The sequence below is a fragment of the Rhizobium sp. BR 315 genome, from assembly GCF_050577975.1.
Classification (GTDB): Bacteria; Pseudomonadota; Alphaproteobacteria; order Rhizobiales; family Rhizobiaceae; genus Rhizobium; species Rhizobium miluonense.
Genome location: NZ_JARWKZ010000032.1, coordinates 1 through 14,666, shown reverse-complemented (window position 1 = coordinate 14,666; position 14,666 = coordinate 1). Strand labels below are relative to the sequence as shown.

Sequence of the window (14,666 nt, the reverse complement as noted above, 5' to 3'; positions counted from 1 at the left end):
GAATAGGCTGCTATTTTGAGGATGATTTCCAGTTCATCGCGTTTGCGTCTCGCCACCTGGGTTATCTGCCGCTAGGAAATCCACCGGCCGCATGAGCGGACCTTGATTGAACCTGCCTCCCGCTTCCATCGTCGCCTTGCCAGACAAAGGAGCATGTCATGTTGCTTCCCGCCGTTGGTGCCGTGTCCGCTGTAAGCGTACCTGTTGAGAAACCTGTCGTCGCAACCGCGGAGACCTCAGGACTCCAGACCGCCGCAACACCGCTGGCGGTCTTGTCGAGTGCAGTCAATGCCGGCGTCGAGGGCAAGCTGAACATGCTGCTGGTGGCAGCTCGCGAGCGGATGCTCGACAGCCTGTTGTCCGCAATCGACGTTGCTGCGCGGACGTTGAATGTTTCGCGCGAACCGGGCGAGAGCAATGCCGCCTATGCGCAGCGCGTTGCCGACGCAATCAACAACCTGATGCCGCCGCAGCTTGTCGCTGCGCAACAGCGAGTGGACACGCAAATGAGCACGCCCGTGCCATTGCCCTTGCTCGCCGCCGTCCTGGCGGATCCCGAAAGCCCGCAAGCGGTTCAGCTGGCCCTCAGCCTGGAACAGGCAGCGGCTGCCGAACCCGATGCCGTCCTGAAGGCGGTCGTCAATTCATACGGCCAGAATGCTGGAGAAACGAAGCCGGCGGCAGCTCAGCTGTCAGCGTCGGCGCCACTGCAGAAGGCGGCCGATATCGCCGCCCAGGTGGCAAACTCGGTGTCGCCTCCAAAGGAGCCCGCTGCCGCCGCGATCGCCCAGCCTGGAGCACAACCACCGGCCGTGCCACCGGGAGCACCTCAATCCGGTATTGCACCGCAACCAGTTCCCGCGCCCGTGAGTGCCGCCGCAGCGGCGCCCACGCAAGCGCTGACCCAAAACGGAGCAGTTCCAACGCCGCAAGCTGCGCCTGCCAGCTCCGGCCTGGGTACAGCCTCGCCATTGCAGCTCGTCGCATCCCTCGCAGATGATCCGACTGCCGGGCCGTTGCTGGCGGCGATTGCCACGGAGGCCAAGCTCCCGATCGAAATCGAATTGATCAGGTCGCCGCTGACGCCCCCACCGGTGCCGCGTGACATCCAGCAAATCCAGGCCGTCATCAAGGAGGGGTTGCAGGTTGTCATCAAACCGCCCGTCATGGCCGTCAATTCCGATCTTCAGCAGATCATCAACAATCCGACGGCCTCCGTCGAGAAGATCATAGCGCAGGCGTTGACGGCCAATACGGCCGGGCAAGTGCCGCCGCAGCCGGCTGTCGACGAGAGCAGCAGGAGCCGCCTCATCTCGGCCGCTTCGACGCCTGCGTCACTGGCGGATGAGCCGGAAACGGCCGTTTCCGCCGCCGCATCTTCCGGCAAGCCGCAGGTTCTGGCCGCTTCCACAGCCGCCATGACCATCTACGACACTGCGGAGCAGGCAGGAATGCCGGTTTCCGTGCCGCTTGGTGTCCCCTTCGTGGTCGCCAATTATCTGCCGGCTACCTCGCTCGCCAAAGCAAGCGAGCAGAAGCGGGTCGATCGCGTCGATCCTGTCGGCGATGAGGAAGGCGAACGCCCCGAGGACGAAGAAACGGCGCAGCACCAGGACCAGGACGAATCGCAGGCAGAAGAGCCGCCGTCGCAGATGGCCGAGGAAGCCGTCGACGATATGGAAACGGAGCTTGCCTCACCTCTAATCGAGACTGCTCCGTCGGAGCTGGCTGCCTTGCCGCGGCCTTCGTTAAGTGATCGCCAGCAAGACCATGCCTTTGATTTCTATCGGCGCATGGTGGCCTGGGAGTAGACCGCCCGAGAATGGAATGGCCGACCCAAGTTCGGCACAACGGACAAAGAAAAACCCGCCGGATCGCTCCGGCGGGTCTTTTGCTTCCAGGCTTCTACCGAAGATTATTCGGCGTTGCGGTTCTTCAGAGCCGCACCCAGGATGTCGCCGAGCGAAGCGCCCGAGTCGGAAGAACCGAACTGAGCGACGGCTTCCTTCTCTTCTGCGATTTCCAGAGCCTTGATGGACAGCATGATCTTGCGGTCCTTCTTGGAGAAGTTGGTGACGCGAGCGTCGACAACCTGACCAACCGAGAAACGCTCCGGACGCTGTTCGTCACGGTCACGCGACAGATCGGCGCGGCGGATGAACGAGGTGATGTCTTCGTGGTTGACGAGCTTCACTTCGATGCCGCCTTCGTTGACTGCGATGACTTCGCAGGAAACGACTGCATTCTTGCGCAGGTCGCCGGAAGCTGCTGCCTCGCCGACTGCATCCTTGCCGAGCTGCTTGATGCCGAGCGAGATGCGTTCCTTCTCGACGTCGACGTCGAGAACGACAGCCTTGACGACGTCACCCTTGTTGAACTCCTCGATGACCTGTTCGCCCGGACGGTTCCAGTCGAGGTCGGAGAGGTGCACCATGCCGTCCACATCGCCGTCGAGGCCGATGAACAGGCCGAATTCGGTCTTGTTCTTGACTTCGCCTTCGACTTCGGTGCCAGCCGGATGGTTGCGGGCGAATGCTGCCCACGGGTTTTCGAGCGTCTGCTTCAGGCCGAGCGAGATACGACGCTTGGTCGGATCGACTTCGAGAACGACGACTTCGACTTCCTGGCTCGTGGACAGGATCTTGCCGGGGTGAACGTTCTTCTTGGTCCAGGACATTTCCGAGATGTGGATCAGGCCTTCGATGCCCGGCTCCAGCTCGACGAACGCACCGTAGTCGGTGATGTTCGTGACGGTACCGGAAATCTTCTTGCCTTCCGGATACTTGGCCTGGATGCCATCCCACGGATCGCTCTCGAGCTGCTTCATGCCGAGCGAGATACGGTGGGTTTCCTGGTTGATGCGGATGATCTGTACCTTGACCTGCTGGCCGATGGACAGGATTTCCGACGGATGGTTGACACGGCGCCATGCCATGTCGGTGACGTGCAGCAGGCCGTCGATGCCGCCGAGGTCAACGAACGCACCGTAATCGGTGATGTTCTTGACGACGCCGTCAACAACCTGGCCTTCTTCGAGGTTCTGAACGATTTCAGAACGCTGCTCGGCACGGGACTCTTCCAGAACCGTACGGCGCGAAACGACGATGTTGCCGCGGCGCTTGTCCATCTTGAGGATTTCGAAGGGCTGCGGGTTGTGCATCAGCGGGGTCACGTCGCGGATCGGACGGATGTCGACCTGCGAACGCGGCAGGAAGGCGATAGCGCCGTCGAGATCGACGGTGAAGCCGCCCTTGACCTGGTTGAAGATGACGCCTTCAACGCGCTCGCCAGCTTCGAACTTGGCTTCGAGCTTGATCCAGCTTTCTTCGCGGCGAGCCTTTTCGCGCGAGAGAACGGCTTCGCCAAGCGCGTTTTCGATACGCTCGACGTAGACTTCGACTTCATCGCCAACCTTGAGCGTGCCGTCCTTGGCGCGCGCACCGAATTCCTTCAGCGCGATGCGGCCTTCGACCTTGAGGCCGACGTCAACAACGGCGACATCCTTTTCGATGGCGGTGATGATGCCCTTAGTGACATAGCCCTCAGCCAGGTCGTTCTTGGCAAAGGATTCTTCGAGAAGGGCTGCGAAATCTTCGCGAGAGGGGGAAGTTACAGACATAAAATCTCCTGGCGTGTCCTTATTATGCAACTTGGATTGTGCAATTTGGACACTGGTGCGCCGGTGGTTCGCGTTAAACGGGCCTGACCCCAGTCCGCCTTCCTTTGATGGAAAGCTATCCGGCGCTTGGACGGAATGTCAGGCTATTTCGAAATCGACGGTTTCCGGCGCGAGGCGCGCGAAAGCCGCTCATATTTTCAGGCATTTCGGCTCAGAGCGGTATCGACGATCGATTTAGCCTTCTGAAACGCCGCTTCTATACTCATTTCTGAGGTATCTAGCAAGTACGCGTCTTCAGCCGGTTTCAAGGGGCTGTCGGTGCGGCCCATGTCGCGTTCGTCGCGCCGCTTCACATCCTCGAAGATAGCATCGTAATCGGCGTTGCCGCCGGCTTCGACAATCTCCTCGTAGCGCCGCTTTGCCCGGACTGCGGCCGACGCCGTCACATAGAACTTCACTGGCGCTTCCGGGCAGACGACGGTGCCGATGTCGCGGCCGTCGAGCACAGCGCCCGGCTTCTTCCCGGCAAAGCGGCGCTGCGCTTCGACAAGCGCCCGGCGCACGGCTGGCATGACGGCGATCTTCGATGCGGCCTCACCAATCTCGTGCCGGGACAGCACGGCCCGGTCGAGCCCGGCCAGATCGACCTTGCGCGCCATGCCTTCGGCAACGGCTTCGTCGTCGAGCGGCAGCCCGGCATCGAGGAGGGCCTTGGCGGTGGCGCGATAAGTGAGGCCGGTGTCGAGGTGATGATAACCATAAGTCTCGGCGATCCGGCGCGCCAGGGTTCCCTTGCCGGCAGCCGCAGGCCCGTCGATAGCGATGATCATGTCTTGTCCGTCCCTACATCGTATCTCGTTATTTGCTGTAGCGACGCACCAGATCGGCCATCTCGGCGGCTTCTGTTCGATCGATTGCCCCGAGGCCCTCGGCCACGCCCTGTCGGTCAGCCAGCGGCCGGTTCTGGCTCACCTTCCATTTGCCGTCAATCGTCTCGATGTCGATTTCGATGCCGATGATGCCTTTCATCTGGGCGGCGATGAATTCCGGCGGCGCATCCTCCACCGCCCAGGGCTGCTGACGGTCGCTCTCGTTCTCGCCTGTCAGCGCGCCGATCTGCGCGCGCAGCCAGGCGGGGTCCTCGATCGTCCGCGCGCTTCCGCGAACCTGCACGATCGCATAGTTCCAGGTCGGCACCACCTTGCCGGTCTCCCGCTTGGTCGCATACCAGGACGGCGTGATGTAGGTATCGGCGCCCTGGAAAACGACGAGAACGGGTGCGCCCGCCGCAATCTCCTTCCACTGGCCGTTTGCCCTGGCAATATGGGCTTGCAGCGTCCCCTTGGACGAAAGCTCCGTATTCAGATGAAACGGCACGGCATTGGCGATCAGTCCGCCGCCGCCCGCCGTGATCAGCAATCCCAGCGGATGGGCGCGGATCAGTTGGTGCTGCGTGCCGAGATCGTCTTCGCGATGATGTGGAGGCTGATACATGGCTTCGGTCCGTTTGGTGCGCCATTCCCAGGAAAGTCTGCAAGGCAAGGCTTCGAATGGCCAATGGCGCGGTCTATCAGCCCTTAGCTTCAATCGTCGCGCCCAATCTTGTCATCATAGCAAAAAATCGGGAAAACATCGTGGCTATGTCGTTCAGGCCGGGGTCTGTCGCGGCCGGCTGCAATGCTCTTGCGCCGGAGGTTCGAGGGTTCGCACCGGCTCGCTGGTACAGGCCCGCTAACCCCTCATCGCGCAATGTACGAAAACCGCGTGCAAAGCGGCATGAAGTTTAGCTTTGACAGAAACGGCCGCAACGATTAAGGGGACCGGCTGATATTTCCCTTAAAACGCCGGCTTCCCCGGCATTGCCGAATTTTCCTTCGGCCATTCATGAGGCTTTGACAGTGGCGAAAGCGGAACTTGGAACAAAACGTACCGACCCGGATACCGGCAAGAAGTTCTATGACCTGAACCGGGATCCGGTGATCTCGCCCTATACCGGCAAGTCCTGGCCCTTGTCCTTCTTCGAGGAAACTTCCGCAGCGAAGGAAGTTCCGGAAGAAGAGGAAGTGGCCGAAGTCGATACCGAAAACACGGAAGTCGAACTGGTATCGCTCGAGGACGCCGATGAGGCTGCAGCCGGCGACGATATTCCGGATATCGGCGATGACGATGTCGAAATCGGCGACGATGACGACGACACCTTCCTCGAAGCCGACGAAGATGAAGATGACGACGACATGAGCGACATCATCGGCGTCACCGGCGACGACGACGACGTTTGATCAGACGACAATCGGCCCGGTAACTAAGAAAAAGTTCCCGGGCCGAATTTTTCGGCTTGCTATCTGCAAAAACCAGAAGTAATAAGCCGCCACCCCGACGGGCAAAGCGCTCGGAAGGGACCCAGGGCCGGTCAAACGGCACCACCTTGATGGGGCTATAGCTCAGCTGGGAGAGCGCTTGCATGGCATGCAAGAGGTCAGCGGTTCGATCCCGCTTAGCTCCACCAGCCTTCGCTCTGCGAGCTTCGGCTCGGCAAGCCGGCAGGCTTGATGAACCGAAGGCGAGAAGACGGCGAAGGCTGTCGCGCTGAAGTTACGAAGTAACGAAAGTGGACTTTCTCCAGATCTCTCAGCAGTTTGATTTGAAAACTCGGTTTGGGTCGTTGGCAATAGCGCATTGGTTGTGCTCCTGCTGCTGATACACTATCATGCTGTGCATGAAGTACGTCTACATCCTTCAAAGCCGCGATTTTCCTGATCGTCACTATGTCGGCGTAACCGGAGATCTGAAAGCTCGTCTGGCAAAGTACAACGCCAGAGAGGTGTACCATACTTCGAAATACACGCCGTGGTCGATCAAAACCTACATCGCCTTCTCAGATGAGACGCAGGCGTTCGAATTCGAAAAATACCTTAAATCCGGATCAGGACGTGCCTTTGCGAAGAAGAGATTGTAATTGCGCCGTGCCTCTCGGCGGGTTGCTTCGAATCGACTCCACAACATTCCGCATCCCCCCAACTTCATGCTAGCTTCCGATCTTCCGTAACTCACCCCGATTCGCGCCATGACCAGACAGCGCCGCCGTCGCCTCATTAAGACCCGCCGCACGGTGACGGGGTTGGTGCTTGTTGCCTCGATCGCATTTCTGGCCGGCATGACCGATGCTGTCGGCCTGATGCTGACGGGTAATTTCGTGTCCTTCATGACAGGCAATACGACGCGGGCGGCGATTGCGGTCGGAACGGGGGATTTCGGTCATGCGCTGGTGCTGTTTTCCGCCATTCTGACATTCATAGCCGGCAATGCGCTTGGCATCGTCATCGCGCATGCGGCCGATCGGCGGGCTTTCGTCGTGCTTGCCTGCGTCAGCATCCTTCTGGCCTCGGCCGCCGGCTTTGCAGAGCCGGCGCTGGTTCTGGTGCAGTTCTTTCTCGTGGTGCTCGCCATGGGCTTGGTCAATGCCACGGTCGAACATATTGAAGGCCTGCCGATCGGGCTGACCTATGTCACGGGTGCGCTCTCGCGATTCGGCCGCGGCATCGGCCGCTTCCTGCTGGGCGAGCGGAATTTTGCCTGGACGGTGCAGATCGTGCCCTGGAGCGGCATGATATCAGGCGCCGTCATCGGCGCGCTTCTCGCTCGCACCTTTGGGGCACATGCGCTCTGGCTGGTTTCGATGGTCGCGCTTGTCCTGGCGCTATCGACGCTTTTCATCCCCCGCCCGCTGCAACGCCGCTTCAATCAGCGTTTCGTGGCAGCCGCCCCGCTGGAGCGACGGCCGAAATAGCCACATTGCAGCGCACAAAATCTGCTAGGGAGAAGACGAATCGTTTTCTACCGACAAGCGTAAGGATGTGCCGTGTTCGTTTTTTCGAAACTTGTCTGGATTTTCGGTCAGCCGCTGTCGCTGGCATTCCTGCTTGGCCTGCTGGCCTTCATCGCCGGAGTATTGCGCCGGCGTGCTTCCATGCTTACCGCATCGCTTCTTTCCATCGTCGTCCTGTTCGTCACGCTCTATACGACGGCCGGCGCCTATGTCGTCCAGGGGCTGGAAGATCGTTTTCCGCGGCCTGCAGCCGACCCGGCGGATCTCAAATGCATGATCGTCCTCGGCGGCGCCACCCAGAACGAGGTGACGACGGTGCGCGGCGGCTACGAGCTCGATTCGGCCGGTGATCGCCTCATCGAGGCGCTGCGGCTGGCGCAGAAATATCCGCAGGCGCGTATCGTCATTTCGGGCGGCGACGGCTCGATCGGCGGCACCTATGAGGGCGATGCCGTCATCTCAGAGCGTTTCTTCACGGCGCTCGGCATCTCGACAAGCCGCATGGTCGAGGACAAGACCTCGCGCACCACCTTCGAGAATGCCGTCAATACGAAGGAGCTGCTGGCGCAGAACGGGCTTTCGAATTGCCTGCTCATCACCTCGGGCTTCCATATGCCGCGCTCGATGGGCATTTTCCGCAAGCAGGGCATCGATGTCGTGCCCTGGCCGGTCGATTATCGCAGCACCGGCAGGGAAAAGCTCGGCTTCGACTTCACCCAGCCCTCGCGCAATGCGCAGCTCTTGGCGACCGGCCTGCGCGAATGGGTCGGCCTGGTGGGCTACTACGCCGTCGGGCGCACCTCGGCGTTTTATCCCGGACCGTAACCACGTGTCCGGACCGAAATAACTGCGTGTCCGCGCCGTATGGCCTATTTCTGGGATATGGTGACGAATTTGGTGCCGCGCACCCTGACGGTGATTTCGCAAAAGGCCTCGCCATCCTTGCGGTCGCAGAAGCGCGGATGCATCTTCATGACCAGCACCATGTTGCCGAAGCGTAGGATAAAATCGTAGCCATAGATCTTCGCGGTGGCGACGAGCAAATATCCGCCCTCTGCGACCTGGACATAGAAGTTGTAGGGGCAGCCTTCGTCCGTGCAATAAGCCTGCTTTTCGCCCTTGCAGGTGATCTCGCCCTCGTTGATGACGATATCCATCAGCTTGTCGTTGTTGATGTCCTGCTGGGTCGCGAACTTGTCGCCGAAACTCACCTGCCCGTCGCAGCTCTTGGTGAAGTGATCCTTCTCGAAAGCCACAGGATCCTGCAGGATCGATTGCTGCGCCTCGGCCACGGCGGGCATGATCACGAATGCGACGAGGTTGAGGATGACGATCAGCACGGATTTCACGGGGGCTTCCTTTTCCAAGCGCCGTCGCGGCCTTGTGGGTCGCCGCAACCGCTACGACATCTTTACGCGCGCCTGCTTGCGCGGCCCTTGCGGTCATGATTCACTTCATGAAAATCGCCGCCTGCGTCCCGTTGGAGTTCTCGATGTCGCTTCTCTCGTTTCTGGATTATGCTGGCGTCGCCCTCTTCGCCGCCACGGGCGCGCTTTCGGCCTCGCGCAAGCAGCTCGATCTGATCGGCTTTCTGTTTTTTGCTGCAGTCACCGGCATCGGCGGCGGCACGCTCCGCGATATCATTCTCGGCCGGGTGCCGGTTTTCTGGGTGCTGAACCCGACCTATATCATCATCTGCGCCTTCGTCGGGGTGCTGTTCTTCTTCACCGCCCATCTGTTCGAATCGCGCTATCGCCTGCTGATCTGGCTCGATGCGGTGGGATTGTCAGCCTATTGCGTGATGGGCGCGGCCAAAGGCATGGCCGCGACAGGCTCGCCGACCGTCGCCATCGTTACCGGCGCGCTGACGGCGACGTTCGGCGGCATCCTGCGCGATCTCCTGGCGAATGAACCTTCGGTGCTGCTGCGTCCGGAAATCTATGTAACGGCAGCCATCGTCGGTGCCGGCGTCTTCACGGCCGCCAATGCGACGACGCTGCCGCTCTATATATCGGCAGGGCTGGGCGTGGCGGCGGCCTTCGCGGTGCGCGGCGGCGCGCTCTGGTTCGGCTGGACCTTTCCGACCTATCACCACAAGCCGGGCCGGCATCCTGATGATGTGATGTAACGGGAAATTTTTCGCCGAAGGATCGTCTGGGCGAGGGGCTGCCTCAACGCGGCTTGCGACGCAGGCGGATGACGACGTCGACATGGGCGATTTCCATGCCTTGAGGCGGTTCCGGCAGGTTGCCGATCGTCAGATTGCTGACCGGGATATCCAGCACCTGGTTGTGGCCTTCCACGAAAAAGTGATGGTGGTCGGAAACGTTGGTGTCGAAATAGGTCTTCGTGCTTTCGACCGCGAGCACGCGGATCAACCCGGCCTCGGTGAACTGATGCAGCGTGTTGTAGACGGTTGCGAGCGAAACCGGAACGCCGGCGGCAACGGCCTCTTCGTGAAGTTCTTCCACGGTCAGATGGCGGTCGCCCTTGGCGAAGAGGAGGTCTCCCAGTGCGATCCGCTGTCGGGTCGGTCTCAGGCCGACATTGCGCAGCCTGGTTTCGATCGCGATTTCGGCATATTCCGCCATTCAGGGACTCCGGATTCCTGATCTCTATAATTCTTTACTAAGCCATATAACTTTTGCCTTGATTGCTTTCAATAGTTTCAATGAGGTGGGAAGGTGCTCAAAAGCCGCAAAAAACCGGCGTTTGACGCATTTGGCTCTGGTAGCGGCTCTGGCGTTCCTGTATGCGACCACCACATAATGGCTAGTGCCTTTGATCGAACAGATGAATGAGAGTCCAATGCTTGTGCTTCATTTTCTGTCCATCTTGCACTAAAGCTTCACATCCATCGGCATTCATGCGGGGGAAACGGAATTTTATGACGACGAGACAATCCAGCTTCAATTACGAGGAAATCCTGGCTTGCGGCCGCGGCGAATTGTTCGGCCCGGGCAATGCGCAGCTTCCCCTGCCGCCGATGCTGATGGTCCATCGCATTACTGAAATTTCGGAGACCGGTGGCGCCTTCGACAAGGGCTTTATCCGTGCTGAATACGATGTGCGCCCTGACGACTGGTACTTCCCCTGTCATTTTGCCGGCAATCCCATCATGCCGGGCTGCCTCGGCCTGGACGGCATGTGGCAGCTGACCGGCTTCTTCCTCGGCTGGCTCGGCGAGCCCGGCCGCGGCATGGCGCTTTCCACCGGCGAAGTGAAGTTCAAGGGCATGGTTCGCCCGGACACGAAGCTTCTGGAATACGGTATCGACTTCAAGCGTGTCATGCGCGGCCGCCTGGTCCTCGGCACGGCCGATGGCTGGTTGAAGGCCGACGGTGAAACCATCTATCAGGCGGCGGACCTGCGTGTGGGCCTGTCGAAGGACAAGGTCGCCTGAACCGCGGCGCCGCCGCCTCCAAAAAGACAGACGTTTTAGAAAAGGTCATCGATATGAGACGGGTAGTTGTAACGGGTCTGGGTATTGTCTCTTCGATTGGAAATGATGCTCAGGAAGTGACCGCCTCGCTGCGCGAAGCCAAGTCCGGCATTTCTTTCTCTCCCGATTTCGCCGAGCACGGCTTCAAGTGCCAGGTCTGGGGTTCGCCGAAGATCGATACGACCGAGCTGGTGGATCGCCGTGCCATGCGCTTCCTGTCGCAGGGTGGCGCCTGGAACCATGTCGCCATGAAGCAGGCGCTCGCCGATAGCGGCCTCGAGGAAGGTGATATCACCAACGAGCGCACCGGCATCATCATGGGCTCCGGCGGCCCGTCGACCCGCACGCTGATCGAGGCGGCCGACATCACCCGCAAGAACAACAGCCCGAAGCGCATCGGCCCCTTCGCCGTTCCGAAGTCGATGTCGTCGACCGCGTCGGCAACGCTTGCGACCTGGTTCAAGATCCACGGCGTCAACTACTCCATCTCCTCCGCCTGCTCGACTTCGGCGCACTGCATCGGCAATGCCGCCGAAATGATCCAGTGGGGCAAGCAGGACGTCATGTTCGCCGGCGGCCATGAAGATCTCGACTGGACCATGTCGAACCTCTTCGATGCCATGGGCGCCATGTCGTCCGACTTCAACGAAAACCACCCGGAAAGCGCCTCGCGTGCCTATGACGCCAAGCGCGACGGCTTTGTCATCGCCGGCGGCGCCGGTGTGCTGGTTCTGGAAGAACTGGAACACGCCAAGGCCCGCGGCGCCAAGATCTATGCCGAAATCGTCGGCTACGGCGCCACCTCTGATGGCTACGACATGGTAGCACCTTCGGGCGAGGGTGCCGTGCGCTGCATGCGCCAGGCGCTCGCCACCGTGAAGGGCGATATCGACTACATCAACACCCACGGCACTTCGACGCCGGTGGGCGACAGCAAGGAAATCGGCGCCATTCGCGAAGTCTTTGGCGACAAGATCCCGCCGATCCAGTCGACCAAGTCGCTGACGGGCCATTCGCTCGGCGCAGCCGGCGTGCAGGAATCGATCTATTCGATCCTGATGATGCAGGAGCGCTTCATCGGAGAAAGCGCCCATATCGCCGAACTCGACCCGGAATTCGATGGCGTGCCGATCGTGCGCAAGCGTATCGACAACGCCAAGTTCGATATCGCTCTGTCGAATTCCTTCGGCTTCGGCGGCACCAACGCTACGCTCGTATTCCAGCGCTACAACGGATAAGGCAATGACGGGAATTATGCAGGGTAAGCGCGGGCTCATCATGGGCGTCGCAAACAATCACTCGATTGCCTGGGGTATCTCAAAGGCGCTCGCCGCCGAAGGCGCGGAGCTGGCTTTCACGTTTCAGGGCGAGGCGCTCGGCAAGCGTGTCAAGCCGCTCGCAGCCGAAGTCGGCTCGGATTTCCTTCTGCCGTGCGACGTCGAGGATCTGGCTTCCGTCGATGCCGTCTTCGACGCGATCAAGGAGCGCTGGGGCAAGCTGGACTTCATCGTCCATGCCATCGGCTTCTCCGACAAGAATGAGCTCAAGGGGCTCTATGCCAACACCACGCGGGACAACTTCACCCGCACGATGGTGATTTCCTGCTTCTCCTTCACCGAGATTGCCAAGCGCGCCGCCGAGCTGATGACCGAAGGCGGCAGTATGCTGACGCTGACCTATAACGGCTCGACGCGCGTGATCCCGAACTACAACGTCATGGGCGTCGCCAAGGCGGCGCTAGAGGCGTCTGTCCGCTATCTCGCCGCCGATTACGGCCCGCGCGGCATTCGCGTCAACGCGATTTCCGCCGGCCCGATCCGTACGCTGGCCGGCGCCGGCATTTCCGACGCCCGTGCCATCCTGTCGTGGAACCAGCGCAACGCACCGCTGCGCAAGACCGTGACCATCGATCAGGTCGGCTCCTCTTCGCTCTACCTGCTGTCGGAACTGGCGGCGGGCGTCACCGGCGAAGTTCACTTTGTCGATGCCGGCTACAACATCACCTCGATGCCGACGCTGGATGCGCTGACGACCGCTGACGCGGAGTAAGCATTCTGATCTCAATCGTCCTCTCGGCCTTTGGCCGGGAGGACTGCATCTCCGGACATCCTTCCAGAGGATTCCCGATGACGTCCAACGACGCAAAACCACTCGCATCTACCGAACGCCTTATCCTGCGCAAATTTGTTGCGGGAGATTTCGAAGCCTACAGCGCTTATCGCTCCCTGCCGGAGATCTATCGCTTCCTGTATCGCGATCCACCGTCGCCAGAGGTGATGAGGGAGCGTTTCGATGCTCGTTTGAATTCCCTGTTTGCGGAAGATGACGATACGCTTCTATGCGCCGCCATTCGGCACGAGGACGGAGCTTTGGTGGGCGATGTCAGCCTGACTTTCACCAACAAGGCCGCCCTGCAGGCCGAGGTCGGCTATATCTTCAATCCCGCCTATGCCGGCAAGGGCTACGCGACCGAGGCAACCGAGGCCATCATCACCCTCGGCTTCGAAAAATTCGGCTTTCATCGGATTTTCGCGCGGCTGGATTCGAAAAATGCCGGGTCGGTCGGCGTTGTCGAGCGGCTGGGCCTGCGTCGCGAGGCACTCCTAATCGAAAGTGATCGCTTCAACGGCATTTGGGGCAATGAATGCGTCTATGCCGTTCTGCGTCGAGAGTGGTCCGAGAAAAGATCTGGTTAAATCGCGATAGTTGCTCGCTGACCGGTTCCGCCGGTGTCGTATCAATATCACGCTACCCCCGGTGACGCGCTCGGATCAGACGGGTGCAGGCGCGAATCGATAGTGCCCTGTCCGCTGGTAGGCAAACAGGGTGTCGTCCTCGCTTGTCCCGGCGCCAATGTTCTGGATGACCAGCGGCCGCCCCGGCGCTTCCGTCGATGTTTTCGATGAGACGATGACGATATGGGTGAGATTGCCCGGAAGCATCTGTGTGACGAGGTCGCCGGGGCGATAGCTCGCGAAATCGTCTTGGAGTGACAAGGCCGCTTTCCGCCGGGTGAAATAGGCGGCAAGATTCGGGACGCGGCGGTGGTCGATATTGGGATCGGGCGCCTTCATGCCCCATGCTTTGGGGTAGGCGGTAAAATTGGCCTTCATGTCTTCGTGCAACAGCTTTTGCAGATCGAACCCGAAGGCACGGCGATAGGCACGGATGACGACGTCGGTGCAAACGCCGCGATCTGGAGGCACATCGCCGCCCGGATAAGCTATTCTGACATAGGTGGGGTCATAGCGCGTGGTAACGCCAATCTGCGCTCTCGCTGCCTGTACCAGAGATGACGGCCATGTTGGAGCAGCCGGGTTGGCTTGGCTCACAGCCGGTAATGCCGAGGTGAAGGCCAAAAGGCCGGTTCGCAGCACCGCACGGCGCGTGACATCCATCATCGGCTCCCCTTCTCGCGATAGCCACGGCACGAACGCTTCTGTTCGAGAGACGAACTTTCCCTCGAATCGAGGCGAATCTATGGGTGATTCTCATGTCCGTTTTCAAGAGTTTGGGCATAGGTTTTTCTTGTCGCCTTTTTCAGCGTCGACGAGGGACAAATATGCTGCCTATTGCAGGACGCGGCGGCATTGAGACGACGGTTGATCAGACTCTGATGCGCGGGTTGAATACCGCAGGACCGTGGTTCGTCTCGGGCCTTCCTCTGTCTCACATGGCGCGTGTTGCCGTTTCAGGCTCGCAGAATCACAACGAGGGTTGCCCTGACCGGCCGCCACGCCCAACAATAAGCAGCGTGATGGAATTAAACCTTTCTCCTT

17 protein-coding genes and 1 tRNA gene are annotated in these 14,666 nt (G+C 60.2%); 12 read left to right on the top strand and 6 right to left on the bottom strand.

Annotated features, from left to right (window positions below; genetic code table 11):
* Positions 1-158 precede the first annotated feature (158 nt).
* Entirely contained in the window at positions 159-1,811 is a 1,653-nt protein-coding gene (locus QD409_RS24205) for a hypothetical protein (RefSeq protein ID WP_430763880.1), read from the top strand.
* Between the two features lie 104 nt (positions 1,812-1,915).
* On the opposite strand, the gene rpsA is transcribed toward QD409_RS24205, so the two are convergent.
* The 3 genes from rpsA to QD409_RS24190 form a co-directional block, all read right to left on the bottom strand.
* Positions 1,916-3,619, bottom strand: coding sequence for a 30S ribosomal protein S1 (gene rpsA, locus QD409_RS24200; RefSeq protein WP_092854221.1), 1,704 nt, complete (start codon positions 3,617-3,619; stop codon positions 1,916-1,918).
* A gap of 197 nt (positions 3,620-3,816) precedes the next feature.
* Positions 3,817-4,449, bottom strand: coding sequence for a (d)CMP kinase (gene cmk / locus QD409_RS24195; protein ID WP_430763879.1), 633 nt, complete (start codon positions 4,447-4,449; stop codon positions 3,817-3,819).
* A 28-nt stretch (positions 4,450-4,477) separates the two neighbouring features.
* Positions 4,478-5,113, bottom strand: a complete 636-nt coding sequence (locus QD409_RS24190) for an FMN-binding negative transcriptional regulator (RefSeq protein ID WP_430763878.1) — start codon at positions 5,111-5,113, stop codon at positions 4,478-4,480.
* 404 nt (positions 5,114-5,517) lie between these two features.
* On the opposite strand from QD409_RS24190, the gene QD409_RS24185 reads away from it, so the two are divergent.
* The 5 genes from QD409_RS24185 (at position 5,518) to QD409_RS24165 (ending at position 8,270) form a co-directional block, all read left to right on the top strand.
* Positions 5,518-5,898, top strand: coding sequence for a TIGR02300 family protein (locus tag QD409_RS24185; protein WP_004127699.1), 381 nt, complete (start codon positions 5,518-5,520; stop codon positions 5,896-5,898).
* 151 nt (positions 5,899-6,049) lie between these two features.
* Positions 6,050-6,125 (top strand) — tRNA-Ala (locus QD409_RS24180).
* A gap of 210 nt (positions 6,126-6,335) precedes the next feature.
* Positions 6,336-6,575 (top strand): GIY-YIG nuclease family protein, encoded by a 240-nt coding sequence (locus QD409_RS24175; RefSeq protein ID WP_430763877.1) that lies wholly within the window; start codon positions 6,336-6,338, stop codon positions 6,573-6,575.
* Between the two features lie 108 nt (positions 6,576-6,683).
* Complete coding sequence (locus QD409_RS24170; RefSeq protein WP_092854215.1) at positions 6,684-7,406, top strand: YoaK family protein; 723 nt, start codon at positions 6,684-6,686, stop codon at positions 7,404-7,406.
* A gap of 72 nt (positions 7,407-7,478) precedes the next feature.
* Positions 7,479-8,270, top strand: coding sequence for a YdcF family protein (locus QD409_RS24165; RefSeq protein ID WP_430763876.1), 792 nt, complete (start codon positions 7,479-7,481; stop codon positions 8,268-8,270).
* A 44-nt stretch (positions 8,271-8,314) separates the two neighbouring features.
* Here QD409_RS24165 and QD409_RS24160 read toward each other — a convergent pair whose 3' ends face one another.
* Entirely contained in the window at positions 8,315-8,794 is a 480-nt protein-coding gene (locus tag QD409_RS24160) for a hypothetical protein (RefSeq protein WP_430763875.1), read from the bottom strand.
* Positions 8,795-8,937: 143 nt separating this feature from the next.
* Here QD409_RS24160 and QD409_RS24155 point away from each other — a divergent pair, with 143 nt between their 5' ends.
* Positions 8,938-9,573, top strand: a complete 636-nt coding sequence (locus QD409_RS24155) for a trimeric intracellular cation channel family protein (RefSeq protein WP_430763874.1) — start codon at positions 8,938-8,940, stop codon at positions 9,571-9,573.
* A gap of 43 nt (positions 9,574-9,616) precedes the next feature.
* On the opposite strand, the gene irrA is transcribed toward QD409_RS24155, so the two are convergent.
* Positions 9,617-10,036, bottom strand: coding sequence for an iron response transcriptional regulator IrrA (gene irrA / locus QD409_RS24150; protein ID WP_092854208.1), 420 nt, complete (start codon positions 10,034-10,036; stop codon positions 9,617-9,619).
* Between the two features lie 296 nt (positions 10,037-10,332).
* On the opposite strand from irrA, the gene fabA reads away from it, so the two are divergent.
* The 4 genes from fabA to QD409_RS24130 all read left to right on the top strand — a co-directional run bounded on the left by fabA (position 10,333) and on the right by QD409_RS24130 (position 13,583).
* Positions 10,333-10,848, top strand: a complete 516-nt coding sequence (gene fabA, locus QD409_RS24145; RefSeq protein ID WP_092854206.1) for a 3-hydroxyacyl-[acyl-carrier-protein] dehydratase FabA — start codon at positions 10,333-10,335, stop codon at positions 10,846-10,848.
* Between the two features lie 53 nt (positions 10,849-10,901).
* Positions 10,902-12,125, top strand: a complete 1,224-nt coding sequence (gene fabB, locus QD409_RS24140) for a beta-ketoacyl-ACP synthase I (RefSeq protein ID WP_430763873.1) — start codon at positions 10,902-10,904, stop codon at positions 12,123-12,125.
* Between the two features lie 4 nt (positions 12,126-12,129).
* Positions 12,130-12,936, top strand: coding sequence for an enoyl-ACP reductase FabI (gene fabI / locus QD409_RS24135; protein WP_430763872.1), 807 nt, complete (start codon positions 12,130-12,132; stop codon positions 12,934-12,936).
* A gap of 77 nt (positions 12,937-13,013) precedes the next feature.
* On the top strand, positions 13,014-13,583 hold the full coding sequence (locus QD409_RS24130; RefSeq protein WP_430763871.1) for a GNAT family N-acetyltransferase: 570 nt from the start codon (positions 13,014-13,016) through the stop codon (positions 13,581-13,583).
* A 75-nt stretch (positions 13,584-13,658) separates the two neighbouring features.
* On the opposite strand, the gene QD409_RS24125 is transcribed toward QD409_RS24130, so the two are convergent.
* Positions 13,659-14,285, bottom strand: a complete 627-nt coding sequence (locus QD409_RS24125) for a DUF1287 domain-containing protein (RefSeq protein WP_430763870.1) — start codon at positions 14,283-14,285, stop codon at positions 13,659-13,661.
* A 95-nt stretch (positions 14,286-14,380) separates the two neighbouring features.
* On the opposite strand from QD409_RS24125, the gene QD409_RS24120 reads away from it, so the two are divergent.
* The coding region (locus tag QD409_RS24120) for a hypothetical protein (protein ID WP_430763869.1) at positions 14,381-14,666 on the top strand (286 nt) is incomplete at its 3' end.

Bases quoted from the DNA above. Each gene is read 5' to 3' on its own strand.
- QD409_RS24205 (WP_430763880.1), top strand. From the start codon at position 159: ATGTTGCTTCCCGCCGTTGGTGCCGTGTCCGCTGTAAGCGTACCTGTT.
- rpsA (WP_092854221.1), bottom strand. From the start codon at position 3,619: ATGTCTGTAACTTCCCCCTCTCGCGAAGATTTCGCAGCCCTTCTCGAA.
- cmk (WP_430763879.1), bottom strand. From the start codon at position 4,449: ATGATCATCGCTATCGACGGGCCTGCGGCTGCCGGCAAGGGAACCCTG.
- QD409_RS24190 (WP_430763878.1), bottom strand. From the start codon at position 5,113: ATGTATCAGCCTCCACATCATCGCGAAGACGATCTCGGCACGCAGCAC.
- QD409_RS24175 (WP_430763877.1), top strand. From the start codon at position 6,336: ATGAAGTACGTCTACATCCTTCAAAGCCGCGATTTTCCTGATCGTCAC.
- QD409_RS24170 (WP_092854215.1), top strand. From the start codon at position 6,684: ATGACCAGACAGCGCCGCCGTCGCCTCATTAAGACCCGCCGCACGGTG.
- QD409_RS24155 (WP_430763874.1), top strand. From the start codon at position 8,938: ATGTCGCTTCTCTCGTTTCTGGATTATGCTGGCGTCGCCCTCTTCGCC.
- irrA (WP_092854208.1), bottom strand. From the start codon at position 10,036: ATGGCGGAATATGCCGAAATCGCGATCGAAACCAGGCTGCGCAATGTC.
- fabA (WP_092854206.1), top strand. From the start codon at position 10,333: ATGACGACGAGACAATCCAGCTTCAATTACGAGGAAATCCTGGCTTGC.
- fabB (WP_430763873.1), top strand. From the start codon at position 10,902: ATGAGACGGGTAGTTGTAACGGGTCTGGGTATTGTCTCTTCGATTGGA.
- fabI (WP_430763872.1), top strand. From the start codon at position 12,130: ATGACGGGAATTATGCAGGGTAAGCGCGGGCTCATCATGGGCGTCGCA.
- QD409_RS24130 (WP_430763871.1), top strand. From the start codon at position 13,014: ATGACGTCCAACGACGCAAAACCACTCGCATCTACCGAACGCCTTATC.
- QD409_RS24125 (WP_430763870.1), bottom strand. From the start codon at position 14,285: ATGGATGTCACGCGCCGTGCGGTGCTGCGAACCGGCCTTTTGGCCTTC.